The organism is Micromonospora sp. NPDC005257, from assembly GCF_042872445.1.
In the GTDB taxonomy this organism is placed as follows: domain Bacteria; phylum Actinomycetota; class Actinomycetes; order Mycobacteriales; family Micromonosporaceae; genus Micromonospora.
Map to the genome: position 1 here is coordinate 1 of NZ_JBIAKL010000014.1, position 25,079 is coordinate 25,079.

General features: G+C 74.1%; 24 protein-coding genes and 1 pseudogene. 8 read left to right on the top strand and 17 right to left on the bottom strand.

The features are described 5' to 3' along the window. A pseudogene (locus tag ACFYO8_RS25460) lies at nucleotides 1-345 on the top strand (type I glutamate--ammonia ligase); the annotation flags it as partial. 57 nt (nucleotides 346-402) lie between these two features. Here ACFYO8_RS25460 and mptB (ACFYO8_RS25465) read toward each other — a convergent pair. Next, the gene (gene mptB / locus ACFYO8_RS25465; RefSeq protein WP_387189237.1) at nucleotides 403-1,890 is read right to left on the bottom strand and encodes a polyprenol phosphomannose-dependent alpha 1,6 mannosyltransferase MptB; all 1,488 of its coding nucleotides are present in this window, start codon (nucleotides 1,888-1,890) and stop codon (nucleotides 403-405) included. 11 nt (nucleotides 1,891-1,901) lie between these two features. Further along, a complete protein-coding gene (gene mptB / locus ACFYO8_RS25470; RefSeq protein WP_387188780.1) occupies nucleotides 1,902-3,314 on the bottom strand; it encodes a polyprenol phosphomannose-dependent alpha 1,6 mannosyltransferase MptB in 1,413 nt (470 codons plus the stop codon). 36 nt (nucleotides 3,315-3,350) lie between these two features. Here mptB (ACFYO8_RS25470) and ACFYO8_RS25475 point away from each other — a divergent pair, with 36 nt between their 5' ends. Continuing rightward, the gene (locus ACFYO8_RS25475; protein ID WP_354874778.1) at nucleotides 3,351-4,922 is read left to right on the top strand and encodes a hypothetical protein; all 1,572 of its coding nucleotides are present in this window, start codon (nucleotides 3,351-3,353) and stop codon (nucleotides 4,920-4,922) included. Nucleotides 4,923-4,968: 46 nt separating this feature from the next. Here the strand turns inward: ACFYO8_RS25475 and ACFYO8_RS25480 are convergent, their stop codons facing one another. Continuing rightward, nucleotides 4,969-7,992 carry a bifunctional [glutamine synthetase] adenylyltransferase/[glutamine synthetase]-adenylyl-L-tyrosine phosphorylase gene (locus tag ACFYO8_RS25480; protein ID WP_355015304.1) on the bottom strand — a complete coding sequence of 1,008 codons (3,024 nt, stop codon included), beginning with the start codon at nucleotides 7,990-7,992 and terminating at the stop codon, nucleotides 4,969-4,971. Nucleotides 7,993-7,994: 2 nt separating this feature from the next. Beyond that, the gene (locus tag ACFYO8_RS25485) at nucleotides 7,995-8,762 is read right to left on the bottom strand and encodes a type 1 glutamine amidotransferase (RefSeq protein WP_354874782.1); all 768 of its coding nucleotides are present in this window, start codon (nucleotides 8,760-8,762) and stop codon (nucleotides 7,995-7,997) included. Nucleotides 8,763-8,875: 113 nt separating this feature from the next. On the opposite strand from ACFYO8_RS25485, the gene ACFYO8_RS25490 reads away from it, so the two are divergent. Further along, nucleotides 8,876-9,751, top strand: coding sequence for an LD-carboxypeptidase (locus ACFYO8_RS25490; protein WP_387189279.1), 876 nt, complete (start codon nucleotides 8,876-8,878; stop codon nucleotides 9,749-9,751). Nucleotides 9,752-9,818: 67 nt separating this feature from the next. On the opposite strand, the gene ACFYO8_RS25495 is transcribed toward ACFYO8_RS25490, so the two are convergent. Continuing rightward, on the bottom strand, nucleotides 9,819-10,712 hold the full coding sequence (locus ACFYO8_RS25495; protein ID WP_354874784.1) for a virginiamycin B lyase: 894 nt from the start codon (nucleotides 10,710-10,712) through the stop codon (nucleotides 9,819-9,821). Between the two features lie 182 nt (nucleotides 10,713-10,894). Here ACFYO8_RS25495 and ACFYO8_RS25500 point away from each other — a divergent pair, with 182 nt between their 5' ends. After that, the gene (locus ACFYO8_RS25500; protein ID WP_354874786.1) at nucleotides 10,895-11,392 is read left to right on the top strand and encodes a hypothetical protein; all 498 of its coding nucleotides are present in this window, start codon (nucleotides 10,895-10,897) and stop codon (nucleotides 11,390-11,392) included. A gap of 54 nt (nucleotides 11,393-11,446) precedes the next feature. Here the strand turns inward: ACFYO8_RS25500 and ACFYO8_RS25505 are convergent, their stop codons facing one another. The 4 genes from ACFYO8_RS25505 to glnA all read right to left on the bottom strand — a co-directional run bounded on the left by ACFYO8_RS25505 (nucleotide 11,447) and on the right by glnA (nucleotide 14,487). After that, on the bottom strand, nucleotides 11,447-11,809 hold the full coding sequence (locus tag ACFYO8_RS25505; protein WP_354874788.1) for a VOC family protein: 363 nt from the start codon (nucleotides 11,807-11,809) through the stop codon (nucleotides 11,447-11,449). A gap of 97 nt (nucleotides 11,810-11,906) precedes the next feature. Then, nucleotides 11,907-12,599, bottom strand: a complete 693-nt coding sequence (locus tag ACFYO8_RS25510) for a WYL domain-containing protein (RefSeq protein ID WP_354874790.1) — start codon at nucleotides 12,597-12,599, stop codon at nucleotides 11,907-11,909. Between the two features lie 32 nt (nucleotides 12,600-12,631). After that, on the bottom strand, nucleotides 12,632-13,057 hold the full coding sequence (locus ACFYO8_RS25515) for a DUF350 domain-containing protein (protein WP_354874792.1): 426 nt from the start codon (nucleotides 13,055-13,057) through the stop codon (nucleotides 12,632-12,634). Nucleotides 13,058-13,137: 80 nt separating this feature from the next. Further along, entirely contained in the window at nucleotides 13,138-14,487 is a 1,350-nt protein-coding gene (gene glnA, locus ACFYO8_RS25520; protein WP_354874794.1) for a type I glutamate--ammonia ligase, read from the bottom strand. 203 nt (nucleotides 14,488-14,690) lie between these two features. Here glnA and ACFYO8_RS25525 point away from each other — a divergent pair, with 203 nt between their 5' ends. After that, nucleotides 14,691-16,451, top strand: a complete 1,761-nt coding sequence (locus tag ACFYO8_RS25525) for an NAD+ synthase (protein ID WP_354874796.1) — start codon at nucleotides 14,691-14,693, stop codon at nucleotides 16,449-16,451. A 118-nt stretch (nucleotides 16,452-16,569) separates the two neighbouring features. Then, nucleotides 16,570-17,415: a 3-methyl-2-oxobutanoate hydroxymethyltransferase gene (gene panB, locus ACFYO8_RS25530; protein WP_355015307.1), complete on the top strand. Its 846-nt coding sequence runs from the start codon at nucleotides 16,570-16,572 to the stop codon at nucleotides 17,413-17,415. 45 nt (nucleotides 17,416-17,460) lie between these two features. Here panB and npdG read toward each other — a convergent pair whose 3' ends face one another. The 6 genes from npdG to ACFYO8_RS25560 all read right to left on the bottom strand — a co-directional run bounded on the left by npdG (nucleotide 17,461) and on the right by ACFYO8_RS25560 (nucleotide 22,193). Beyond that, a complete protein-coding gene (gene npdG / locus ACFYO8_RS25535) occupies nucleotides 17,461-18,159 on the bottom strand; it encodes an NADPH-dependent F420 reductase (RefSeq protein ID WP_355015308.1) in 699 nt (232 codons plus the stop codon). 66 nt (nucleotides 18,160-18,225) lie between these two features. Beyond that, nucleotides 18,226-19,662, bottom strand: coding sequence for an RNB domain-containing ribonuclease (locus ACFYO8_RS25540; protein ID WP_355015309.1), 1,437 nt, complete (start codon nucleotides 19,660-19,662; stop codon nucleotides 18,226-18,228). A gap of 62 nt (nucleotides 19,663-19,724) precedes the next feature. Beyond that, complete coding sequence (locus ACFYO8_RS25545; protein WP_354874804.1) at nucleotides 19,725-20,450, bottom strand: histone; 726 nt, start codon at nucleotides 20,448-20,450, stop codon at nucleotides 19,725-19,727. Between the two features lie 77 nt (nucleotides 20,451-20,527). Continuing rightward, complete coding sequence (locus ACFYO8_RS25550) at nucleotides 20,528-20,731, bottom strand: hypothetical protein (protein WP_018787041.1); 204 nt, start codon at nucleotides 20,729-20,731, stop codon at nucleotides 20,528-20,530. A 182-nt stretch (nucleotides 20,732-20,913) separates the two neighbouring features. Then, entirely contained in the window at nucleotides 20,914-21,861 is a 948-nt protein-coding gene (locus tag ACFYO8_RS25555; protein WP_354874806.1) for a hypothetical protein, read from the bottom strand. Nucleotides 21,862-21,869: 8 nt separating this feature from the next. Further along, on the bottom strand, nucleotides 21,870-22,193 hold the full coding sequence (locus ACFYO8_RS25560; RefSeq protein WP_354874808.1) for a PadR family transcriptional regulator: 324 nt from the start codon (nucleotides 22,191-22,193) through the stop codon (nucleotides 21,870-21,872). Nucleotides 22,194-22,433: 240 nt separating this feature from the next. On the opposite strand from ACFYO8_RS25560, the gene ACFYO8_RS25565 reads away from it, so the two are divergent. Together ACFYO8_RS25565 and ACFYO8_RS25570 are read left to right on the top strand one after the other, a co-directional pair. Continuing rightward, nucleotides 22,434-22,805 carry a hypothetical protein gene (locus ACFYO8_RS25565; protein ID WP_354874810.1) on the top strand — a complete coding sequence of 124 codons (372 nt, stop codon included), beginning with the start codon at nucleotides 22,434-22,436 and terminating at the stop codon, nucleotides 22,803-22,805. Continuing rightward, nucleotides 22,802-23,287 carry a roadblock/LC7 domain-containing protein gene (locus tag ACFYO8_RS25570; RefSeq protein ID WP_354874812.1) on the top strand — a complete coding sequence of 162 codons (486 nt, stop codon included), beginning with the start codon at nucleotides 22,802-22,804 and terminating at the stop codon, nucleotides 23,285-23,287. The genes ACFYO8_RS25565 and ACFYO8_RS25570 overlap by 4 nt, the downstream gene beginning before the upstream one ends. A gap of 77 nt (nucleotides 23,288-23,364) precedes the next feature. On the opposite strand, the gene ACFYO8_RS25575 is transcribed toward ACFYO8_RS25570, so the two are convergent. Together ACFYO8_RS25575 and ACFYO8_RS25580 are read right to left on the bottom strand one after the other, a co-directional pair. Continuing rightward, nucleotides 23,365-24,324, bottom strand: coding sequence for a threonine/serine dehydratase (locus tag ACFYO8_RS25575; RefSeq protein WP_355093818.1), 960 nt, complete (start codon nucleotides 24,322-24,324; stop codon nucleotides 23,365-23,367). A 146-nt stretch (nucleotides 24,325-24,470) separates the two neighbouring features. Continuing rightward, nucleotides 24,471-24,995: a hypothetical protein gene (locus tag ACFYO8_RS25580; RefSeq protein ID WP_355047275.1), complete on the bottom strand. Its 525-nt coding sequence runs from the start codon at nucleotides 24,993-24,995 to the stop codon at nucleotides 24,471-24,473. Nucleotides 24,996-25,079: the final 84 nt, after the last annotated feature.

Here is a 25,079-nt window from a genome sequence, read left to right on the forward strand (position 1 = left end):
GTCGAGTTCCGGGTGCCGGACCCGTCCAGCAACCCGTACCTGGCCTTCTCGGCCATGATGATGGCCGGTCTGGACGGCATCAAGAACAAGATCGAACCGCCGGCGCCGATCGACAAGGACCTCTACGACCTCCCGCCGGAGGAGTGGGGCGACGTCAAGCAGGTGCCCGGTTCGCTGCCGGAGGTGCTCAACGCGCTCGAGGCCGACCACGACTACCTGCTCGACGGCGGCGTGTTCACGCCCGACCTGATCTCCACCTGGGTCGACTGGAAGCGGGCCAACGAGGTCGACCCGGTGCGCCTGCGCCCGACCCCGCACGAGTTCGCGATGTACTTCGACTGCTGAGCACGCTCGTCAGCACCGGCCGGGCCGGCTCCGCGATGGCGGAGCCGGCCCGGCCGTTCATCCAGCGCGGCGGCGCAGCGCGGCCCGGACACCGATCACCCCGACGACCGCCACCAGCACGGTCATCAGCACCGCGCCCGGCGCCTTGGTGAACCGGGCCAGGTTGGAGCCGTCCGGCAGGGTGAGCAGCGCGGCGACCGCGCAGGGCGCCACGAACCAGGCCTCCCGGGCAAGTGGCACCGCCGCCACCGCGAGCAACGCCAGCGGCCAGATCGCGTACCAGGGGTGGAAGACCGGCGCGAGCAGCACCGTGGCGGCGAGCGCCAGTCCCGCGCCGAGCAGCGCCACCCGGTGCCGGGCCGTCGTCAGCCGGGCCACCCGCTGCCGGGCGTCGTCGAGCCGGCGCAGCGCCGTCCACGCCCACCACCAGAGCGCGATCAGCGTCCCCGCCAGCAGCGCCAGCGCGACGGTCCGGACCACCGGCACCGCCGCCGGCCGCTGCCCGGCCAGCTCGCCGGCGTAGTCGATCACGAACCCGACGGCCGTGGGCGGGGAGGTCCACTGCTGCGAGTCGCCGCTGTGGCCGAGCCCTCCGACCCAGCCCAGCCCGAGGCCGGTGGCGAGCGAGAGGACGAGCAGCGTGCCGAGCACCGACGCGGCCAGTTGTCCGCCGCCGCGCAGCAGCGCGCGCCAGGTGTAGCGGCCGTGCACCGCGGCGAGCGCCGCGAACGGCAGCGCCACGACCGCTACCGCCTTCACCGCCACGGCCAGGCCCAGCAGCATGCCGGCCACCAGCAGCGCGCGCGGCCTGCCCGGCAGGCGGACCAGCACCAGCAGGCCGGGCAGCAGCAGCCCGAGCGCGAGCGCGTCGTTGTGCGCGCCCGCGATCAGGTGGATCCCGACGAGCGGGCAGGCGAGCACCAGCCAGGCGGCCCGGCGGGTGGGCACCCCGGCGGCGCGGGCCAGGCCGGGCAGGCACAGCGCGGCCAGCAGCACCCCGGCCACCGCGACCAGCCGCAGCGCGACGATCGTCCCGATCAGGCCGCCACCGGCCAGGACTGCGAGCCCGGCCAGCAGCACGAAGAACGGCCCGTACGGCGCCGGGGTGTCCCGCCAGATCGGCGACACCGAACCGGTCCACGGGCAGCCGGCCGCCGCCACCCCCACCCGGTACGGGCTGAGCCCTCGCGTCCACGTCCAGCCCTGGCAGGCGTACGAGTAGACGTCGCGGCTGCCCAGCGGCGGCGCGGCGAGCAGCGGCAGCGACCAGAGCCCGGCGGTCACGTACGCCCACCGGCCGGACGGCGTGCCCCACCGCAGCGACCACCAGGCGCCGACCAGCAGCAGCGTCCCGGCCAGCCAGCAGCCGAGCGTCACCGGTCCGTGCGGGGATGCCCAGATCGCGGCGAGCGTGGCGCGCGAGGGCGTGCCGGGCAGCGCGCCGCCGAGCCACCCGGCGACGGTGAGCAGCACCGCCCCGGCGAGACCGGCGTGGCGGGCGAGACCGGCGGCGACCGGCCGGACGGGTCCGTCGGGCTCGCTCACCGGCACACTCCTCAGTCCACGGGAACCGGCTGCCGACCCTTGCGAGCCGACCGTACCAACCACACGACCAGCCCGATCACGAACAGGGTCATCAGCGGCGCACCGGGCATCTTGGAGTACCGGGCCAGACCGGTGCCGTCGGCCAGCACCAGGAACGCCGACACCACCGTGACGATCGAGAACCACAGGGTGCGACGGGCGGTGGCGGCGAGCACCGCCAGCGGCCACAGCCAGTACCAGGGGTGGAACAGCGGGGACAGCGCGACGGTGGCGGTCAGCGCCAGCCCGGCGTGCCAGAACGGCTCACCGCGACGGAACGACCGGAACCAGAGCCAGATCAGCACGGCGACCAGCACCACCATGCCGATCGCCCGGGTCACCGGCAACGCGTCGACGTGCACCCCGAACGGCACCAGCAGGTAGCCGACGGTCTGCCCCACCGCCGTCGGCGGCGAGGTCCAGGCCACCACCAGCCCGCCCTGTTCGAGCCCGCTGACGAACCCCAGGCCCAGGCCGGAGACGACTGTCACCGCGGCGAGCGCCGCGAGCGAGCCGCCGACCACCCACCCGCCGTCACGCACGAGCGTCCTGATCCGGTACGCCCCGACGATCGCGGCGAGCGCGGCGAACGGCATCACCACCAGCGCAGTGATCTTGACGGCGGCGGCCAGGCCGAGCAGCACCCCACCGGCGAGCAGCGGTCCGGGCCGGCCCGGTCGGGCCGCCACCACTGCCAGTCCGGCCACGAGCAGGCCGATCATCAGCGCGTCGTTGTGCGCGCCGGAGACCAGGTGCACGGGCACCAGCGGGCTCGCCAGCGCCAGCCAGAGCGCCCGCTGCGGCGGCACCCCGCAGCGGCGGGCCAGCACCGGCACGGCCCACGCGGTCAGCGCCACCCCGGCCACGGCGAGCACCCGGAACAGCGCGACGGCGCCGAGCAGCGAGCCGGTGGCCTCCACCACCGCGCCGGCGAGCAGCACGAACAGCGGCCCGTACGGCGCCGGAGTGTCCCGCCAGATGTAGGAGATGGTGTCCAGCCAGGGGCAGGGCAGCGCTGACACGCCCTGGTCGTAGGGGTTGATCCCGGCCGAGAAGCTGGCGCCCTGGCACGCGTACGCGTACACGTCGCGGCTGCCCAGTGGCGGCGCGACGAGCATCGGCAGCAGCCACAGCGCCACGGTGACCAGCACCCAGCGCGACGACGGCACCCGGTCCCGCAGCGACCACCAGGCCCACGCCAGCAGCCCGGTGCCGACCAGCCACAACCCGATGGTCAGCGGCCCGTTCGGGCCCTGCCAGATGCTGACCGGGGTGGGACGCAACTCGCCGTCGGGCAGGGCGCCGCCGAGGAACGCGGCCACGGCGAGCAGCACCGAACCCGCCAGGCCGATCCAACGCGAGAGGTGGTGAGACACGCCCGACATGCTGCCAGTACGGTGGTTCGCGATCAGGAGGTGGGCATGCGGGGCGGTCGTGTGGTGGCGGTCTCCACCGTGTCCGCGCTCGTCCTCGCCGTGCTCCACCTCATCCTGCCGGCCACCGGCTCGGACCTGTCCGCGCAGGTCGCCCGCGCCGGCTTCTTCGCCGACCACGGGGCCGCCCTGGTCGATCTGCGCTGGTACGGCGGCGTGCACCCGTGGGGCTACAGCCTCGTCTCGCCGCCGCTGATGGCGCTACTCGGGGTACGCCTGACCGGCGCGCTCGCCCTGCTCGCCTCCGCGACCGCGTTCGCCGCCCTGCTGGTGCGGACCCGGGTGCCCCGCCCACTGCTGGGCAGCCTGGTCGGCGTGGCGACGATCGCCGGCAACCTGGTCTCCGGCCGGGTCACCTACGCCCTCGGCGTCGCGTTCGGCCTGGCCGCGCTGCTCGCGCTCACCGTCCCCGCCCGCCGCGCCCGGCCGGTCGCCGCCGTTGCCGCCGCGCTGCTCGCCTCGGCGGCCAGCCCGGTGGCCGGGCTGTTCGTCGGGCTCGCCGGTGCCGCGCTGCTGCTGACCCGCCGGTACGCCGACGGCCTGCTGCTCGCCGTACCGGCCGCCGTGCCGCTCGCCGTCACCGGGCTGCTGTTCGGCGAGGGCGGCTGGATGAACATCAGCACGGCCGACACCGTGCACGCCGTGGTGACGAGCCTGGTGGTGGCGGCGCTCGTGGCGTACCGGCCGGCGCGGGTGGGCGCGCTGCTGTCCGCGGCCGGGGTGCTGGCGTCGGCGCTGCTGCACACGCCGGTCGGGCTGAACGCCACCCGCCTGGTGGTGATGTTCGCGCTGCCGGTGCTGGCCGCCGCCGCGACGCTCCCCGCCCCGCTCTCCGATCGGCTGCGCGTCGCCGGTCGGCGCTCCCGGGTCATCGGCGCAGCCGGGCTCGCCGCGCTGCTCGCCGTGGTCTGCTGGTGGCAGCCGCCGGTGGTCACCGCGGACCTGCGCAGCGCCGACGACCCGACGGCCGACCCGGCGTACTTCGCGCCGCTGCGCGCGGAACTGGGCCGGCGTGGACTCACCGGGCGGGTGGAGGTGCCGCCGACCCGCAACTACTGGGAGGCGGCCCACATGGGGGACGTGCCGCTGGCCCGGGGCTGGCTACGCCAGGCCGACATCGACCGCAACCCGCTGTTCTTCACCACTGTGCCGGGGGCGTCCGGCACCGGCGTTCCGCTGACCCCGATCACGTATCGGGACTGGCTGGCCGACAACGCGGTGCAGTACGTCGCGGTGCCGGCCGCCGAGTTGTCCTGGGTGGGGTCGTCGGAGGCGAAGCTGGTGGAGATGGGCCAGCCCTACCTGACCGAGGTCTGGTCGGACCGGCACTGGAAGCTGTACGCGGTCGCCGAGCCCACCCCGCTCGTCGGCGCACCGGGTGAGCTGGTCCGCCAGGACGGCGCCTCGATCACGTTCCGCGCCCCCGCCGCCGGCCCGATCCCGATCCGGGTACGCCACACCCGATGGCTCACCGCGACGGGCGGCGCCACAGTCACCCGAGACGGCACGTGGACCACCGTGACGGTCCCCCGAGAAGGCACCTACACCCTCACAAGCTGACACACCTGGAGCCAGTGCCGTCCCCCGGGCCGTCCCGCTCCGACGGTTAGAGGGAGGACTCCAGGATTCGCTGGACGACTGTGCGGGAGTGGCGGCCGGTGCGCAGGTACTCGTCGAGGAACTCGCCCTGGTCCTCCCGGCCCAGCAACCGCACCACCCCGGCCAGTTCCACCCCGTGCCGGGGCAACTGGTCCCCGGCCCGGCCGCGTACCAGCATCAGTGCGTCCCTCACCTCGGCGGCAAGCGTCCAACCGGCGGCCAGTTCGGCGGCGTCGGTGGGGTCGAGCAGGCCGGCGTCGCGGGCGGCGGTGAGGGCGTCGAGCGTACGGGTGCCGCGCAGGGCGGGCACCTGACCGGCGTACCGGAGCTGGAGCAACTGCACCGCCCACTCGACGTCGGCCAGCCCGCCCCGGCCCAGCTTGGTGTGGGTGGCCGGGTCGGCGCCGCGGGGCAGCCGCTCGGTCTCCACCCGCGCCTTGATCCGCCGGATCTCGATGACCTGCTCGCGGGTCAGCCCGTCGGCCGGGTAGCGCACCGGCTCGATCATCGCCTCGAACTCGGCGCCCAGGTCGGCGTCACCGCAGACGTACCGGGCGCGCAGCAGCGCCTGCGCCTCCCACACCCGGGACCAGCGCGCGTAGTACTGCGCGTACGCGGCCAGGCTTCGGACCAGCGGACCCTGCCGGCCCTCGGGCCGCAGGTCGGCGTCGACGCCCAGCGGCGGGTCGGGGGCGGGCGCGGACAGCAGCCGGCGCAGTTCCTCGGCGATGGCGTGCGCGGCGGCGCTCGCCGCGCTCTCCTCCACTCCGGGCGGCGGGTCGTAGACGAACAGCACGTCGGCGTCGGACAGGTAGTTCGACTCGTACCCGCCGAGCCGGCCCATGCCGATCAGCGCGAAGCGCAGGCCGGGCGGCCCGGGGTGGACGGTACGGACGGCGCGCAGCGCGGCGGCCAGCGTGGCGTCGGCGACGTGCGACAACGCGGTGCCGACCGCCGTCACGTCCACCACTGTGGGCCGGCGTTCCCCGCCGCCGACCGGGCGGGGGTTGAGCGGGGCGAGCGAACCGGCGCGGCTGAGCACGTCGGCGGCGGCGATCCGGACCAGCTCCCGGCGGCGTAGCGCGCGGACCGCCCGGATCGCCTCGACCGGGTCGTCGTGCCGGGCGGCGGCGGCGGCGAAGCCGTCGACGAGGGTCTCCCGTGGACGCGGGGTCAGTTCGCTGTCCTCGGCGAGCAGCCGCAGCGCCTCCGGTTCGCGGGCCAGCATGTCGGCCGCGTACCTGGAGGACGACAGCACCCGGGCCAGCCGGCGGGCCACCGGGCCGGAGTCGCGCAGCAGGCGCAGGTACCACGGAGTGCTGCCGAGCTTGTCGGACACCTGCCGGTAGTTGAGCAGACCGCGGTCCGGTTCGGGGGCGTCGGCGAACTCGTCGAGCAGCACCGGCAGCAGGGTGCGCTGGATGGCCGCGGTACGGCTGACCCCGCCGGTGAGCGCCTGGATGTGTCGCAGCGCGCCGGCCGGGTCGGCGAAGCCGAGCACCTCCAGCCGGTGCCGGGCCGCCTCGGGCGTGAGGCGCAGCCCTTCGGCCGGCACCCGGGCCACGGATTCCAGCAGCGGCCGGTAGAGCAGTTTGGCGTGCAGCCGGCGTACCTCGGTGGCGTGGGTGACCCACTCGGCGCGGAACTCCTCGACGGCGCTGCGGCCCGGCCTGGCCAGGTAGCCGAGCGCGGCGGCGAGCCAGCGCAGCGCGGCCGGTTCGGTCGGCACGGTGTGGGTACGCCGCAGGGCCTGGAGCTGGAGCCGGTGCTCGATGGCGCGCAGGAAGCGGTAGCCGCGCAGCAGCGCCTCCCCGTCGGCGCGGCCCACGTAGCCGCCCGCGACGAGCGCGCGCAGCGCCGGCACGGTGCCGGGCACCCGCAGCGACTCGTCGCCCCGGCCGTGCACGAGCTGGAGCAGCTGGACGGCGAACTCGATGTCGCGCAGCCCGCCCGGACCGCGCTTGATCTCGCGTTCCAGCTCCTTGGGCGGCACGTTGTCGAGGATCTTGCGGCGCATGGACCGGATGTCCTCCACCGCCTCGGGGCGTTCGGCGGCGGTCCACACGAGCGGAGCCAACGCGTCGGTCCACTCCTTGGCCAGTTCCAGGTCGCCCGCCGCCGGGCGGGCCTTGAGCAGCGCCTGGAACTCCCAGGTACGGGCCCAGCGCTTGTAGTAGGCGAGGTGGCTGGCGAGCGTACGCACCAGCGGACCCCGGTTGCCCTCCGGCCGCAGCGCCGCGTCGACCGGCCAGGCCACCAGCCCGCAGATCTGGATGAGCCGGGTGGCGACCTGGGTCGCGGCGGGCAGGTCGTCGTCGGCCGCGGCGACGAAGATGACGTCGACGTCGGAGACGTAGTTCAGCTCGTCGCCACCGCACTTGCCCATCGCCACCACCGCGAGCCGAGGGCGCGGCGTGCCCTCCGGCAGCTCGTCGGCGGCGATGTCATAGGCGGCGGCCAGCGTCGCGTCGGCCAGCCCGGACAGCGCCGCCATGGTCTGTTCCAGGCCGCGCCCACCGGTCAGGTCGGCCGCCGCGATCCGCAGCAACGCCAGCCGGTACGCCTGCCGCAGCAGCGGGACCGCTCCGGTCATCGCGGTGAGCCGGGCGGCGACGCTCAGGTCGAGCCGGCCGTCCGCGGCGGGGGCGAGCCCGTCCGGCTCGGTCGCCAGCACCGCCCACTGCCCGGGGTTGGCGACCAGGTGGTCGCCGAGCGCGGAGGAGGCGCCGAGCACCGCGATCAGCCGGCGGCGCAGCCCGGCGTCGGCGGCCAGGGCATCGCGTACGGCCGCCTCGTCGCCGGAGCGCCGCTCGGACTCGACCAGCCGGTGCAACTGGCGCAGGGCCAGGTCCGGGTCGGCGGCACGGGACAGCGCGGCGAGCAGTTCGGCGGCGCGCTCGTCGGGGGGTTCCTGGGTGTCGGGCCGCCACAGGGCGAGCCCTTCCGGGCCGAGCAGGTTCTCCGCTCGGCTGGCCCCGTCACCCTCGGCGAATCCGTAGCGGGCCAGGCGCCCGCGGACCGGCCGGGTCACCGTCAGGCCCCCAGCAGCGGCAGGCTGCGGCGGGGGTTGTCGTCGCCGAGTTCGCCGAGTGCGAGCGCGGCGAACCGGATCGCGAACGGCTGCCACGCCTCCTCGACGTCGGCCATCACCCGGTCGCAGGCGGCCACCACCAGCTCCGGGTCGTAGCCCAGCTCGGCCAGCACCGCCGAGTCGCGGGACCACTCGGCGATCATCGCGGTGTCGCACTCGATGTGGAACTGCAACCCCCAGGCCCGGTCGCCGAGGCGGAACGCCTGGTGCGGGTAGCGGGTGGACGCGGCGAGCAGCGTCGCGCCGTGCGGCAGCTCGGTGATCTCGTCGGCGTGCCACTGGAGCACGTCGGGCATCAACGGCACGTACCGGAACAGGGGATCGTTCTCGGCGGCGTCGCGCCGCCCGACGAGCGCCGGCCCGACCTCGGGGCCGGACGGGCTGCGCTCGACCCGGCCGGCGTGCGCGGTGGCGAGCAGTTGCGCGCCGAGGCAGACGGCGAGCGTGGGCACGCGCTGGCGGACCGCTTTGCGCAGCAGCCCTTCCAGCGCCGGGAACCAGGGTGCGCCGGGTGCGCCGTCGGGCCCCGGGTATGGCTGCTGGTCGCCGCCGAGCACCACGAGCGCGGCGTACCCCTCCAGGTCGGCGGGGAGCGCGTCACCGGCGTGCGGACGCAGCACGCGCAGCTCAAGGCCCCCTTCGGTGAGCCACTCCCCCAGGCGGCGGAGGTCGTCGGTCGGGTCGTTCTCGATCACCAGCGCGGTCGCCACGACGTCGAGGCTAGCCGGTGCGCCCGACAGCGGCCGGTCCGGCAGGCCCTAGGCTCGCGATCGTGCCTGACGACTGCGTACGCCCACCGGCCCTGCGTCCCGGCGACGCGGTGATGCTGGTGTCCCCGTCCGGGCCGACCCGTCCCGAGCGGGTGGCCCGCGGCATCGAGCTGCTCACCGGCTGGGGGCTGCGGCCGGTGCCCGCGCCGAACGCGTACGCCCGGCGGGGTTATCTGGCCGGCGACGACGCGCTGCGGGCCGCGGACCTGAACGCGGCGTTCGCCGACCCGGAGATCCGCGGGGTGATCTGTACCCGGGGCGGCTACGGCGCGCAGCGGGTGGTCGACCTGATCGACATGGCGGCGGTACGCCGGGATCCGAAGGTGGTGGCCGGGTTCTCCGACATCACCGCGTTGCAGTTCGCGCTCTGGCGGGGCGCCCGGCTGGCCGGGGTGCACGGGCCGGGTGCGGCGTGGCGCGACGAGCGCACGCCGATCCGCTCGGCGGAGTCGCTGCACGCCGCGCTGACGAGCACCGAGCCGGTGACGGTGGCGGCGGTCGAGGCGGAGGAGACGTACCGGGTGCGGGTGCCCGGGCGGGCCGAGGGCCGGCTGATCGGCGGCAACCTGTGCCTGATCACCGCGTCGATCGGCACGCCGGACATGCCGGACCTGACCGGGGCGATCCTGCTGGTCGAGGAGGTGCAGGAGCCGCCTTACAAGATCGATCGGATGCTCACCCACCTGCGCCGCTGCGGCGCGCTGGACGGGATCGCCGGGGTGGCGGTGGGTCAGTTCACCGAGTGCGCGGACGGCTGGGACACCACTGTCGTGGACGTGCTCACCGATCGCCTCGGCGACCTCGGCGTCCCGCTCCTCGGCGGCCTCCCCGTCGGCCACGGCCCCGGCCAGCTGACCGTCCCGGTGAACACCCCCGCCGTCCTGGACGCCACCGACGGCACCCTCACGGTGACGTCCGCCGTCTGCTGACGCCGAGGCCCGGCGATCATGAGGTTGGCGGCACTCTGGAGATCCACAACTGCCGCCAACCTCATGATCAACCCTGAACCGGCGTGAGGTGGGCCACGCCGCCGGTCTCCAGGGCCACCCAGACCGTGCGGTCGGGGGTCACCGTGAGGCCGTGAGGCTCGGAGTCGGGAGTGGGCAGGTCGTGGGCGGTGATGCGGCCGTCGGGGTCGATGTGGCCGATGCGGTTGGCGGCCCACTCGGTGAACCAGCACCCGCCCGCCGGGTCCGCGACGATCGCGTGCGGGCGGGCCGTCCGGTCCGGCAGCGGGAACTCGACGATCCGCCCGTCCGGCGCGATCCGCCCGAGCTGCCCGGCGAGGATCTCCACGAACCAGAGCGCGCCGTCGCCGCCCCGGGTGATGCCGACCGGCCCGGCCGCCTCGGTGGGCAGCGGATGAACGGTCGCCTTCCCGTCCAGGCCGACCCGGGCGATCGCGTTGGCCTGGTTGAGCGTGAGCCAGAGCGCGTCGTCCGGCCCGGCCGCGAGCATCGACGGGAAGCCCTTCGTCACCGGCAGCGGGAAGGAGGTCACCTCACCGCCGACTGTCACCCGGCCGACCGTGTCGTCGTTCATGCCGGCGTACCAGAGCGCGCCGTCCGCGCCCACCGCCAGCCCGCCCGGGCCGCAGCCGGGCGGCAGCGCCACCGAGCCGGTCTCGCCGTCGACGGTGATCCGGCCGAGCCGGTCGTCGCCCGAGCGGGTGTACCAGAGCGCCCCGTCGGGACCGGCGACGATGATCAGCGGCCGGCTGTCCGGCGGGTCGTCGCGGTAGGCGCGTACCTCACCGTCGAGGCCGAGCCGGGCGACGCCGCCGGAACCGGCCAGCGTCAGCCAGAGCGCGCCGTCGGGCCCGACCGTGATCGAGTACGGCCCGGAGCCCGGCCCGGTGAGCGGAATCTCGCTGATGGCGGGCTGTGTCATCGAGAAGGCCTTTCGTCGGGTTTGGCCCAGCCTTGCGGGTACCCCGGCGACGCGGCAACACGAGTAATTCGAGCCTTCCGGGCGTGATTGCCAGCTCGCTGACAGGTTCGCCACGGGTCGCCCTCAGTTCCGGCAGCCACTGTCGGTGACGTCATCGCACCACCACCGAACAGGAGAATCGCATGATCCGCACGATGTCGAAGAAGCACCTGCTGGCCGGCCTGGCCACCGCCGGAGTGCTCGGCGTCGGGATCGCCGCCCCGACGGTGGCCCTCGCCGACGACAAGAGCCCGAAGCCGTCCTCGAGCGCCAGCACCACCGACCAGGGTGACGACCGCCGCCAGAAGCACGCCGACCGGCAGGCCGAGTTCGCCGAGGCGCTCGCCACGGAGCTGGGCGTCCCGACCGACAAGGTCACCGCGGCGCTGGAGAAGCTGCACGAGCAGCGCCAGGGCGACCGCCCGGAGCGGCCGGAGCGGCCCTCGACCGAGGACCGGCAGGCCGCGCTGAAGGAGCGGCTGAACCAGGCCGTCGAGGACGGCAAGCTGACCCGGGAGCAGGCCGACGCGGTGCTCAAGGCCGCCGAGGCCGGCGTGTTCCCGGGCGGTCCCGGCCACGACGGCAAGGGCGGCCCGCGGGGCGGACACGACAAGGGCGGCCCGGCCGGCATCGGGTCGTAGCCGAGACGTACACCGGTGGCGGCCACCTCGTCGGTGGCCGCCACCGTGCCTCGCTCAGCCCTCGGCCGGCGGGCTGAAGACCCCGAACAGGTTGCCCGACGGGTCACGCAGCGTGGCACGCACCAGTCCGGCCGGCGTGGTCACCGGCGCCGTCAGTACGGCGCCGCCGGCCTTCTCGGCCCGGCGGCAGGTCTCCGCCACGTCGTCCACCTGGGCGTAGAAGGTCGCGTAGTTGCCGTCGTCAGTGCCCCGGATCGCGCCGCCGATCCCCCGCTCACCGCCGGCCGTCGTCTGCCGGTACGACCCACCCGGGCCGCCCTGCTCGAAACTCCAGCCGAACATCTCGACGTAGAACCGCTGCGCCTCGTCGGGGCGGTCGGAGCCGATCTCGAACCAGGTCACGGGCGTACTGGACATGCTTCCTCCTGGGATTCGCGCCGGCGGTCGGCCGACGTCGTCAGGATTCAGCGTGATACCGGGCCACGACAGCGTCCTGTCGGTGTTTCCACCCGGATCAGACCAGGGTGAGCGGACGCACCCGGTCGACCGGCACATCGAGATCGCCGGGACGCAGCTCCCGGGTCACCGGCTCGGCCAGCGGACGCACCGACACGATCCGGTCGGTGCGGAAGCAGCGCAGACCGTCGCGCAGCCGGCACCAGGCGACGAGGTACCAGTGCACCGAGTTGCCCAGGTAGGCCAGCGGCTCCACGTCGCGCAGCGAATCCGTGCCGCCACGGTCGGCGTACCGCAGGCGCAGCACCCGCCCGGCGGCGACCGCGTCGGCGACGGCGGCCGGGACGGGCGTGCCCGGCCCGTCGCCGACCAGGTGGACCCGGCCGGCGAGCCGGTGCGCCTCGGCCACCGCGGCGGGCGGCATCACCGCGACCAGCTTGCGCAGCGCGGCCCCGGCCGCCGGGGCGAACGGGGAACCGCCGAGCCGGTGCAGCGCGACGGCCATCGCCACCGCCTCGGCCGCTGTCAGGTTGACCGGCGGGAGCGTGCGCGCCCGGTCGACCACGTAGCCGCCGGAGCGGCCCGGCTCGGCCCAGATCGGCACCCCGGCACCCTGCAAGGCGGAGATGTCGCGCTCGACGGTGCGGGTGCTCACCTCGAAGCGGCGGGCCAGCCAGCTCGCGCTGCGCGGGCGCGGCGAGACCGCCCGCAGCTCCTCGACCAGGGCGTAGAGGCGATCGGTACGGTTCACCCCCGGACGCTAACCCGGGGGTACGACACCGCTCAGGCGATGCAGGCGCAGACGATCAGCGCGGCGCCGAAGTGGGTGGCGGCGCTGACCCGGGCCGCCGGGTGCGGCTCGTCGGCGGCGATGACGTCACCCAGCCTGCCGGGGGTGAGCAGGTCCAGCACCAGGAACGCGAGCGCCATCACCAGCAGGCCGACCAGCCCGAAGACCACAGTGGACGCGAGCCCCTTGGCGAACGAGCTGTAGCTGGTCAGGATGGCGGTGAAGACGATGCCGGCGATGCCGAGCTGGTTGGCGGCGAGCAGCAGCGCCGCGTTGCCGTTGCGGCGTACCCAGATCAGCTCCCGCAGCTTGCCCGGGGTGAGCAGGTCGACGAGCAGGAACCCGGCGGCCATCAGCGCCACCCCGACGATCCCGAACACGATGCTCTGCCACGCCCCGTCGAGCAGATCTCCCAGCACCAACGCCTCCCCGGCTCACGCCGCCCGGCGGGGGTGCCGGTGCGGTGCCGCAGACGATAGCGGCACCGCGCCACAACGATCTAGAGCGAGAGGTAGCGCTGCCGCTCGTACGGGGTGACCTCGCGGCGGTACTGCTCCCACTCGGAGCGCTTGTTGCGCAGGAAGAAGTCGAACACGTGCTCGCCGAGCACCTCGGCCACCAGCTCGGACTCGGCCATCACGTCGATCGCCTCGGACAGGTTCTCCGGCAGCGTCTCGTAGCCCATGGCCCGGCGCTCGGCGCTGCTCAGCGACCAGACGTCGTCCTCGGCGCCGGGGGGCAGCTCGTAGCCCTCCTCGATGCCCTTGAGGCCGGCGCCGAGCATCACCGCGAACGCGAGGTAGGGGTTGGTCGCGGAGTCCAGCGAGCGGACCTCGACCCGGGCCGAGTTCGGCTTGCCGTACGCGGGCACCCGCACCAGCGCGGACCGGTTCAGGTGGCCCCAGCAGACGTACGCGGGGCTCTCGGTGATCCGGTCCGGCAGCGCCTGCGGGAACAGCCGCTTGTACGAGTTGACCCACTGGTTGGTGACCGCGGTGTACTCCCGGGCGTGGGTGAGCAGCCCGGCGATGAACGACTTCGCGACCTTCGAGAGCTTCATCGGGTCGCCGGCGTCGTGGAACGCGTTGCGCTCCCCCTCGAACAGCGACAGGTGCGTGTGCATGCCGCTGCCCGGCTGGTCGGTGAACGGCTTCGGCATGAAGCTGGCCTGCACGCCGGTGGAGAGCGCGACCTCCTTCACCACGTGCCGGAACGTCATGATGTTGTCGGCGGTGGTGAGCGCGTCGGCGTAGCGCAGGTCGATCTCCTGCTGGCCGGGGGCGACCTCGTGGTGGCTGTACTCCACCGAGATGCCGATGCGCTCCAGCGCCAGCACGCCCTGGCGGCGGAAGTCCCGCGCGACGGCGTGCGTGGTGTGCTCGAAGTAGCCGCCGGTGTCCACCGGGATGGGCACCGAGCCGTCCTGCGGACCGTTCTCCAGCAGGAAGAACTCGATCTCCGGGTGGGTGTAGAAGGTGAAGCCCTTGTCGGCCGCCCGGGACAGCATCCGGCGCAGCACGTGCCGCGGGTCGGCCCAGGACGGGCTGCCGTCGGGCAGCATGATGTCGCAGAACATCCGGGCGCTCTCGCCGCTGACCCCGCCCTCGAACGGGAAGACCTGGAACGTCGTCGGGTCCGGCATGGCGACCATGTCCGACTCGAAGACCCGGGCGAAACCCTCGATCGCCGAACCGTCGAAGCCGATGCCCTCCTCGAAGGCGGCTTCCAGCTCCGCCGGGGCCACCGAGACGCTCTTGAGCGTGCCGAGCACATCGGTGAACCACAGCCGGACGAAACGGATGTCCCGCTCTTCCAGCGTGCGGAGGACGAACTCCTGCTGACGGTCCACTTCCACCCCTCGTGACACGTACGTCCGCACCGGTCGGGCCGGCTCGGCCTGACCGCCCAGTCTCCACCGGGCTCGTTACGCCGACGTTACGCCCTCCCCGGCCGGCCGTCCCGCCGTGTCCGGTCGGCTGGGACGCGCGCTGCGCCGCCCGGCCACCCGCGACCTGTCGGACCCGGCCCGGACGGCTGGGGGAAGATGGAGACATGCCCACCCTGCGTCTCGCCCTGTGCCAGGTCAACCCGACGGTAGGCGACCTCGCCGGCAACGCCGGCCTGGTCCGCACGTGGACCCGCCGGGCCGCCGACGCCGGCGCCCAGCTCGTCCTGTTCCCCGAGCTGATGCTCACCGGTTACCCGGTCGAGGACCTGGTGTTCCGGCGTTCGTTCGTGGCCGCGTCCCGGGCCGCGTTGCACCGGCTCGCCGCCGACCTGGCCGCCGACGGTCTCGGTGACCTGCCGGTCGTGGTCGGCTACCTGGACGCGGACGGGCCCCCGCAGGTCAGTTCCGACGCCGAGCCGGGCCGGGGCGCCCGCAACGCGGCGGCGGTGCTGCACCGGGGCGAGGTGGTGGCCACCTACTTCAAGCACCACCTGCCCAACTACGGCGTCTTCGACGAGGACCGCTACTTCGTCCCCGGCGACACGCTCACGGTGGTGCGCGTCGGCGGCGTGGACGTGGCACTGACCATCTGCGAGGACCTGTGGCAGGCCGGCGGCCCGTTCGCGGTGGCCCGGCAGGCCGGCGTCGGGCTGGTGCTGAGCATCAACGGCTCGCCGTACGAGCTGAACAAGGACGACGTACGGCTGCCGCTGGTCGGCCGGCGTGCCGCCGAGGCCGGGGCCGCCGTCGCGTACGTGAACATGGTCGGCGGCCAGGACGAGCTGGTCTACGACGGCGACTCGATGGTCGTCGCCGCGGACGGCACGCTGCTGGCCCGGGCGCCGCAGTTCGTCGAGCACCTGCTGGTGCACGATCTGGAGCTGCCGGCGGCGGCCGGCGCGCCGGGCGGCACCGGTGAACTGAGCGACGGCATGCGCGTGGCCCGCCACGAGATCCCGGCGATCCCGGCCGCGCCGTCCGGCCCGGCCGCCGACGGCGGCATCATCGAGCCGGTCGCCGACGAGGCCGAGGTGTGGCACGCGCTGGTGCTGGGCCTGCGCGACTACGTCGACAAGAACCGCTTCCCCTCTGTGGTGCTCGGCCTGTCCGGCGGCATCGACTCCGCGGTGGCGGCCGCGATCGCCGTGGACGCGGTGGGCCCGGAGCGGGTCGTCGGCGTCTCGATGCCCAGTCAGCACTCCTCCGAGCACTCCCGCACCGACGCCGAGGACCTGGCGAAGCGCACCGGCCTGGACTACCGGGTCGAGCCGATCCAGCCGATGGTGGACACGTTCCTGGCGAACATGTCGCTGTCCGGGGTGGCGGTGGAGAACCTGCAGGCCCGGGTGCGCGGCGTGATCCTGATGGCGCTGTCGAACCAGGAGGGCCACCTGGTGCTCACCACCGGCAACAAGAGCGAGCTGGCGGTGGGTTACTCGACGCTGTACGGCGATTCGGTGGGCGGCTACAACCCGGTCAAGGACGTCTGGAAGACGCTGGTGTGGCGGCTGGCGAAGTGGCGCAACGCGGACGCGGCCCGGCGCGGGCAGACCCCGCCGATCCCGGAGAACTCGATCGGCAAGCCGCCCTCGGCCGAGCTGAGCCCCGGCCAGCTCGACAGCGACACGCTGCCCGACTACGACGTGCTCGACCCGATCCTGATCGGCTACGTCGACGGCGACCTGGGCCGCGACGGCCTGGTCGAGTCCGGCCACGACCCGGCGGTGGTGGACAAGGTGCTGCGGATGGTGGATACCGCCGAGTACAAGCGGCGGCAGTCGGCGCCCGGCACCAAGATCTCCATGAAGGCGTTCGGGCGGGACCGGCGGCTGCCGATCACCAACCGGTGGCGCGAGGACGGCTGACCGCTGCCCGGCCGGGGAGTGACATCCTCCACTGCGACCTGCCCGCGGCCCGTCGCCCGGTGCGACGATCGCGGGGAACCCGGGGACCGCGTGCGCGGCCTCGAGGAAGGAGATTGTCATGGTGGAGTCCACCCCGGCCGAGGTGACCGCCCTCTACGGCGGGCCGGCCACGCGGCGGGTACGCACCCGTGACCTGATCGCCGCCAAGGAGCGCGGCGAGCGGTGGGCGATGCTGACCTCGTACGACCAGTACACGGCCTCGATCTTCGACCAGGCGGGAATCCCGGTGCTGCTGGTCGGCGACTCGGCGGCGAACAACGTCTTCGGCTACGAGACCACGCTGCCGGTGACCGCCGAGGAGCTGTTGCCGCTGGTCCGCGCCGTGGTACGGGCCACGAAGCACTCGCTGGTCGTCGGCGACCTGCCGTTCGGCTCGTACGAGGAGGGCCCGGCGCAGGCGCTGCGCACCGCCGTGCGGTTCATGAAGGAGGGCGGCTGCCACGCGGTGAAGCTGGAGGGCGGGCGGCGCTGCGCCGCCCAGATCGAGGCGATCACCGGCGCGGGCATCCCGGTGATGGCGCACATCGGCTTCACGCCGCAGAGCGAGCACACGCTCGGCGGCTACCGGGTGCAGGGCCGGGGCGAGGCCGCCGAGGAGGTGCTCGCCGACGCGCGTGCGGTGGTCGAGGCGGGCGCGTTCGCGGTGGTGCTGGAGATGGTGCCGGGCGAGGTGGCCAAGCGGGTCACCGCCGAGTCGCCCATCCCCACCGTCGGCATCGGGGCCGGCCCGGACACCGACGGGCAGGTGCTGGTCTGGCAGGACATGGCCGGATTGCGCACCGGCCGGGCGCCGCGCTTCGTCAAGCGCTACGCCGACCTGGCCGGCGCGCTCACCGACGCCACCCGCCGGTTCGCCGACGAGGTACGCGGCGGCGAGTTCCCCGCCGCCGAGCACACCTTCTGATGCGGGTGCGGCGAGGGCCGGCGCCGGCCGGCCCTCGCCGCGCTCTCAGAGGTCGGTGACGCGGATGCCGGCGTGCGCCTTGTAGCGCTTGTTGATCGCGATCAGGTTGGCCGTGAACGCCTCGATCTGGTGGGCGTTACGCAGCCGCCCGGCGTAGATGCCCCGCATGCCGGGGATCCGCGCGGCCAGCGCGCCGACCACGCCCACCAGTTCCCGGTCCTCGGTGCAGATCAGCACGTCCAGGTCGATCCGGTCGATCTCCGGGTCGGCCAGCAGCGGAGCGCTGACGTGGTTGAACGCGGCGCAGACCCGGGACTCGGGCAGCAGCGCGGCGGCCTGCTGCACGGCGCTGCCCTCGGCGACGGTGAGCGCGTACGGACCCTGCTTGTCGAAGCCGAGCGGGTTGACGCAGTCCACCACGATCTTGCCGGCCAGCGGTTCGGCGAGCGCGGCGACGGTGGCCGCGTGCCCGTCCCACGGCACCGCCACGATCACCACGTCACTGCGCCGGGCCACGTCCTCGTTGTCGCCGCCGGAGACGACGGCACCCTCCGGTACGCCGGGCAGGGCGGCGATCTCGGCGGCGGCCTGGGTGGCCCGCTCCGCGGTGCGGGAGCCGATCAGCACCGTCTGCCCGGCCCGGGCGAACCGGTAGGCGAGCCCTCGTCCCTGGTCGCCGGTGCCACCGATGATGCCGACGGTCAGCCCGGAGACGTCGGGCAGCGTGGTCGCGTCGTAAGCCATGGGCTCATCCTCGCAAAGCGCGACGGCGTGCGGTGCATCCCGATGCTGTGACAATGGCCGCCCTGGTCACGCCCGTTCGAAGGCGACCCGGCGCTGGGCCGGGTCGGCGACGGTGAGCCGTACCCGGACGCGTTCGCCGAGTGGCATCTCGCCCGTGCAACGGGCCCGCACCGGCGGTTCGTCCAGCGCGATCGTGCCGCCGGGCTGACGGCCGGGCCGTCCGTCGCCCGCCGGGCGCGGTTCGTCCACGTCGAGCACCGCCGCCTCGAACGTCTCCCCCACCCGGTGCGCGAGCAGTACCGCCTCGGCCAGTTCCACGGCGCCCCGGGTGGCGGCGCCCGCGGTCCGGTCGGTCGAGGCCATCACCTCGGGCAGCTTCGGCAGCGCCGCCCGGACCTGCTCGGGCACCTCGCGGCCCTCGTGCAGCGCCAGGCAGACCTCGGTGGCGTACCGGTCGGCCAGCCGCCGCAGCGGCGCCGTGACGTGCGCGTACGCGGCGGCCACCCCGCCGTGCTCGGGCTGCTCGGGCACCTCCCCGTCGAACGCGGTGTACGCGGCGCCGCGCATCAGCTCGGCGGCCTGGTCGACGAAGGCGGCCGCCCAGGGCTGGGAGGTGTCCAGCCCGTCGAGCACCTGACCCACCGGGGTGCCGTCCGGCCAAGGCACGCCGAGCGGTCCGGCCGCCAGCCGCAGCCGCTCGACCGCCTCCGGGCGCGGGCCGGGCATGGTGCGCAGCAGACCGATCCGGCCGGCCAGCATGATGTCGGCGGCGGCCATCCCGGTCAGCAGCGAGATCTGGGCGTTGTGCTCCTCCATCGGGCCGGGGCCGCGCAGCACCAGCCGCCAGCCGTCGCCGTCGGGCTCGACGTCCTGCTCCGGGAGCGGCAGGTTGATCGCGCCCCGGCGCAGTCCTCGCGCGGTGAGCAGCGCCCCGATCTCGGGCAGCAGGGCGATCGGCTCGGGCAGCCGGCCGGCGTCGGCGTCGCGCTGCACGCCGCCGTAGTCGAGCTTGGCCCGGCTGCGCACCAGCGCCCGCTCCAGGGTGACCGCGACGGTGCCGCCGTCCGCGTCCAGGTCGACGGTCCAGAGCACGGCGGCCCGGTCGGCGTCGGGCAGCAGGCTGGCCGCACCCTCGCTGAGCGTGTGCGGGTGCAGCGGCACGTTGCCGTCGGGCAGGTAGACCGTCTGCCCGCGCCGCCACGTCTCGGCCTCCAGCTCACCGCCGAGGCGTACGTGGGTCAGGACGTCGGCTATCGCGTACCGGACGCGGTAGCCGCCGCCGGGACGGCGGGTGAGGTGCATGGCCTGGTCGAGGTCGCGCGAGGTCGCCGGGTCGACGGTGACGAACGGGATGTCGGTCCGGTCGGGGACGGCGGGCGGCGGCGCGGCGGCGGCCAGGTCGGCCTCGCGCTGCGCCGCGGCCGGGAAGCTCTCGGGCAGTCCCAGCTCGCGGCGCAGCGCGCCGAAGTCGATACGGGGCGCCAGTACGCGTCGGATCAGCACGCGGTCAATCCTGACAGCGCCCCGCACGTTCCGCCCCTCGGGAGGGAGCGGTGTCCGCGGCGTCAGGCGCGGCGGGCCGGCGCCTTACGTGCGGTGGTGCTCTTGGCGGCGGTGCTCTTGCGGGCCGGCGCCTTCTTCGCGGCGGTGGTCTTCGCCGTGGTGGTGGTCTTGCGCGCCGTGGTGGTCTTGCGCGCGGGCGCCTTCTTCGCCGCCGCCTTGCGCGCCGTGGGACGCGTCGAGGCGGTCGTCGTCTTCGCCGGCGCCTTCTTCGCCGCGGTGGTCTTCTTGGCGGCGGTGGTCTTCTTCGCCGCCGAGGTGACCTTGCGCGCGCCGGTGGTCTTCTTGGCCGCCGTGGTCTTCTTCGCCGTCGTCGTCTTGCGGGCCGGCGCCTTCTTCGCGGTGGCAGTGGTGCGGGCCGTCGTGCTCTTCCGGGCCGCCGTGGTCTTCTTCGCCGCCGTCGTCTTCTTCGCCGTGGCCTTCTTCGCGGTGGCCTTCTTGGCCGGCGCGCTCTTGGCGGTGGCCCGGCCGGCCGGCGCCGTCCGCGCCGCGGTCTTCTTCGCCGTCGTCCTGCTGGTGGTGGCCTTGGTGGCCGGCGCCTTGCGGGCTGCCGCCACGACCTTCCGGGCGGCCGCCTTCTTGGCCGCCGCCTTCTTCGCCGGTGTCCGCCCGGCGCCGGCGCCCGAGGCGTTCGGCGACGCCTTGGTGACCGTGGTCGACCTGCCCGCGGTGGTCCTCTTCGCGGTCGTCCGTTTCGCGGCCGGGCGGGTGGCCTGCTGTGCTTCGGCCATCTCGGTTCCCTTTCCTGGGGACGTGCTCTCGCCCTCGCGGAGCACGGATCACCTCGACGCGGGCCCTCCCGCGCCGTCTAGCGGCCCTCCCCGGCCCAACGGGCGTCCTCGGCGTCCCACGCGTCGTTCCGCTCCCGCACCGTCTGCAGGGCGTTGTCCGCGTCGGCGGCTGAGGCGTACGGTCCGAGAACGTGCCGTGCGGGGCACACGTCGGCATCGGTCTCGACCCGGTGGTGTCGCGTGCACCAGTAGTAGTGCCCACCACTTCCGTCGTCGCTCATGCGATCACTGTGCACCGCGAACCGCCCGTCCGCCACCGGAACGGCGCAAATAGTCACCGTTCTCCACATTAGACCTGCTCAGGGTGGTTGCGACGGGGAACGGCGCAGGACCGGCGGATCGACGCCGAGCCGGCCGGCACTACGAGCGGGCCGGCCGGGCGCTGAGCTGGAACGCCTGACCCTCAGGCAGGCGCCGGGACAGGCTCCGGGCCGGGCACGGCCGCCGTCGGCCGGGCCGCCGCGATCGCGTACGCCAGGACATAGGGCGTGCACGCCAGGTAGAACTGCGGCTCGACCCCCAGGCGGTCGGTGATCCGGAACCGTTCCCACTCGGTCGGCCGGGGCAGCCCGAACGACGAGTCGGTCCAGCAGGTCAACAGCCAGAGCGGCGCGGAGATCCGGTCCACCGCGTCCGGCGGCAGGCCGTCCGCCACGGGTGCGGTGGCCGGGATCGAGGTGACCACCGCGAGCACCACCGCCGCGTCGGCCGCCACCAGCGCGCCGAGCAGCCCGGCCAGCCACGCGGCCCGGACCCGGCCCCGGCGCGCCAGCGCCCCGGCGGCCCAGAGCGCCGGGACCAGCAGCGCCAGCCAGAGCAGCAGCCCTGGTGCGCTCTCCCAGACGCGGCTCTCGCCCCGGCCGGCGAACAGCGCCAGCGTCGCGGTCACCGTCGCGGCGATCGGCAGCACCACGCCGAGCGCGGTGGGCAGCGCCCCCACGCGCACGGTCCGGCGCGCGGCCCGGGCGACGACGAGCGCGAGCGCCCCGCCCAGCAGCGCGGTGAGCGCCGACCAGACCGGCAACTGCGCGGCGGTGGCCCACGGCACGCGCATCTCCAGCCACGCGTGGGCCACGCCCATCACCGCGGCAGCGACTGCGAGGACCGCCACGCAGGCCGGCGGCGCGAGCAGCAACACCCCAGCGGTACGCCCCAGCCGCCGCGACCCGGCCCGGCCGGCGAGTGGCGTGGCCGCCCGGCTGACCGCAAGGCTCCCGGCGAACCGGAGCATCCCCCACCGCCGCCCGGTCCGGGCCAGCTCGTGCAGCTCGGCAGCCCATTCCCGGGCCAGGTCGGCGCGCAGCTCCACCGGCCAGCGCCGCACCGCGACCCGCAGCAGGACGGCGGCCACCCCCCGGGTCACCATGCCGGTGCCCCGGCCGGGTCCACGCCGGCACGTTCCACGGGCACGAGCGAACGCAGCTCGGCCAGCGCCAGCCGGGCCGACCGCATGCCCTCGCCGGTGAGGCGGTAGTAGCGGCGGGCCGGGCGGCCGGCGGCGACCGGGTCGACGTCCTCCCAGTCGGCGGCGAGCCAGCCGGCCGCCTGGAGGCGGTGCAGCACCGGGTAGAGCGTCCCGCTGGGCAGGCCGGTGAGCCGCATCAGGTCGAGGCCGTAGCGCGGGGCCTCGGGCTCGGCGAGCAGCGCCGAGAGCACCTTCGCCACCGGGATGGTCAGTCGCACGGGCACACTCTATCGGAACTCTACATAGGGAGGGCGCACCGTCGTAGCAGGACAAACGGTGATCGACAATGGGACGCCGTGTCCCCTTTGACGGGACCGGTGGCCGGTCCGGCGGTGCCCGCTCAGGTGGATCACCGGTGGCCCGTGTGCACCACGCGGCTCCATATGCGAGCCTCGACGGACCGAACCCGCTGTCCGCCCGCTTCCGGCGGACAGCGGCCCGAGTTGGGGAGAAAAAACGTGAGCAACCTTGACATCGCGCTGAAGAACGCGATGAACATCGACGGCGCGATCGGTGCCGCGCTCGTCGACTACACAAGCGGCATGACGCTCGGCGTCGCCGGGGGCACCGGCGAGATCGACCTGACCGTCGCCGCCGCCGGCAACACCGACGTCGTACGCGCCAAGCTGCGCACCATCGAGATGCTCAAGCTCGACGACGAGATCGAGGACATCCTGATCACGCTCGGCAGCCAGTACCACCTGATCCGCCCGCTGAGCGCCCGCACCGGCAAGGGCCTGTTCCTCTACCTGATGGTGAGCAAGAGCCGGGCCAACCTCGCGATGGCGCGGCACCAACTGCGTGCGATCGAGGAGAGCCTGGAGCTGTGAGCCGGGTGGACGACCTCCCCCGCCGTTCGCGCGCCCAGGCCGGCACGCTGCCGCCACCACGCGCGCTCCCGCCCTCGCTGTCCGGCAACCCGGCGCTGCCGTACCCGGCAATCGGCCAGGAGCTGTCCGCGCTGCGGTTGCAGATCCCCGGCGTGCACGGCTGCGTCCTCGGCGGCGTCGACGGCCTACTCGTCACGCACAACCTGCAGAACGGCGCCGACCCGGACGACCTGGCCGCGCTCGCCGCCACCACGTACGGACTCGGCCGCCAGGTCGGGCTCCGGCTCGGACAGGGCGACTTCCAGCAGTCCACGGTGCGCAACGCGGGCGGCTACCTCAGCGTGTACGCGATCAACGGCCAGGCCCTGCTCGCCGTGGTCGGCACGGACAGCATCAACGTGGCGCGGCTGCACCTGCACGCCCCGGCCACCGCGGCCCGGCTCGCCGAGCTGCTCGACGGCGTCACCCCGGCCACGTCCTGACGTACGCCGGTCGTCTCGGTTCCACCCGTCCGGACCGAGGCGGCCGGCGTACCCCCGGCTTCTGTCGCTCGTGGTGGTCAGAGGCCGAAGCGGCCCGCCCACGCGGTCACGTCTGCCACAGTGGCGTTGCCGCCGCAGACCACAAGGCCCAGCCGGACGTCGCCGCCCACCCGCTCGACCACCCGGCGGGCGGCGGGCAGCAGGCACCCGGCGGCCGGCTCGGCCCACGCCTTGGCGTGCTCGGCCAACTCCAGCGTGCCCCGCACGGCCTCGGCGTCGGAGACCACGAGGACGTCGCTCACCAGAGCCGTCACGTGCTCGTAGGTGAGCTGCGAGACGCTCGGCGCGCTGAGCGTGGTGACGATCGACGACAGCGGCACCTCGACCGGGCCGCCCTTCGCCAACGCCTGCGACATCGCCTCCGCACCCTCGGTCTCCACGCCCCAGACGCGTACCCCCGGCCGCCGCGCCCGCAGCGCCGCCGCCACACCCGAGATCAGCGCGCCCCCGCCGATGCTGACCAGCACGTCGGTCAGCTCACCGGCGTCGTCGGCCAGCTCCAGCCCCACAGTGCCCTGCCCGGCCAGCACGATCGGGTCGTCGAACGGGTGCAGCAGTGTCACGCCCTCGTCCCGCAACCGGTTCATCAGCGCGAACGCGCCGGCCATGTCCTCGGTCAGCCGGACGTCCGCACCGGCCGCCCGGGCCACCTCGACCGCACGGGCGGGCGCGCTACGGGGCATCACCACTGTCGCCGCCACCCCGAGCGCGCCGGCCATCACCGCGACCGCGATGCCGTGGTTGCCGCCGCTGACCGCGACCACCCCCGCCGCCCGCTCCGCGTCGTCGAGCGCGAGCAGCTTCGCCGCCGCACCACGGGCCTTGAACGATCCGGTACGTTGCAGCAGCTCCAGCTTGGCGGTGACAGGCACGCCGAGCAGCTCGGACAGTCCCGGGCTGGACAGGGTGGGGGTGTGGACGACGACGTCGGCGATCCGGTCGGCGGCCGCCTGGATGTCCGCAAGTTCGATCACCATCGCAGCGTCCCACAGATCCTTCAGTGCGGCGTTCGTCGTGGGCGAACTCCCCGTTTCTACGCCCAGGTCTCTCCCGACGCGGCGAAGATCCCGCAGGCCCTCCTCGGAGGGCGCCGCAAGGAATTCCCGGCACGTCGAGTCTGCCGTTATCCAGCCGAGGCACCGAACCGCTGGACAACGAGGATCAGGGCGAGCCCCAGCAAGCAGGCCAAGACGATTCCACCACCGATTACGACGGCTCTCGAATTCGAGGTGTTGTACGAGGCTGCCAGGTCGTCGCCTGCGTAGGAATCGCCGTACACCATGCCGCTGACAACCCGGGAGTCATCACCGGCCTCGACGGAGCTGTTCGTCTGATCTCCCCCGCCCAGCCTGCCCTCATGCACCATCGACAGCGCCCTGGCCTCTTCGATCAACTCCCTCAGCTCGGCCTCGAAATCCGGGAAGTCGTCGGCCAGGAAACCGATGGCGGCAGCCAGATCGCCCTGCTTCCGCGTACTCCGTGGGGCATCCTCCCAGTTCTCGTATATCTCGCTGCTGTCCACATCCATGAGCTGGGAATGAACCCGCGCACGCAACTTCTCGGCCGCCTCCTGAAGCCCGGCGCCCGCGGTGCCACCCGTTGCCGCAACCAGGACACGGACAGCCGCTCTGCCAAGTTCCTCGTCCATGACGTCCGAGTGTCAGTCACTTTCCGCAAGCGCGGACCAACCGATCGGCCCCGCTCCACGTCGGAAATCCGACAAGGCCAACAG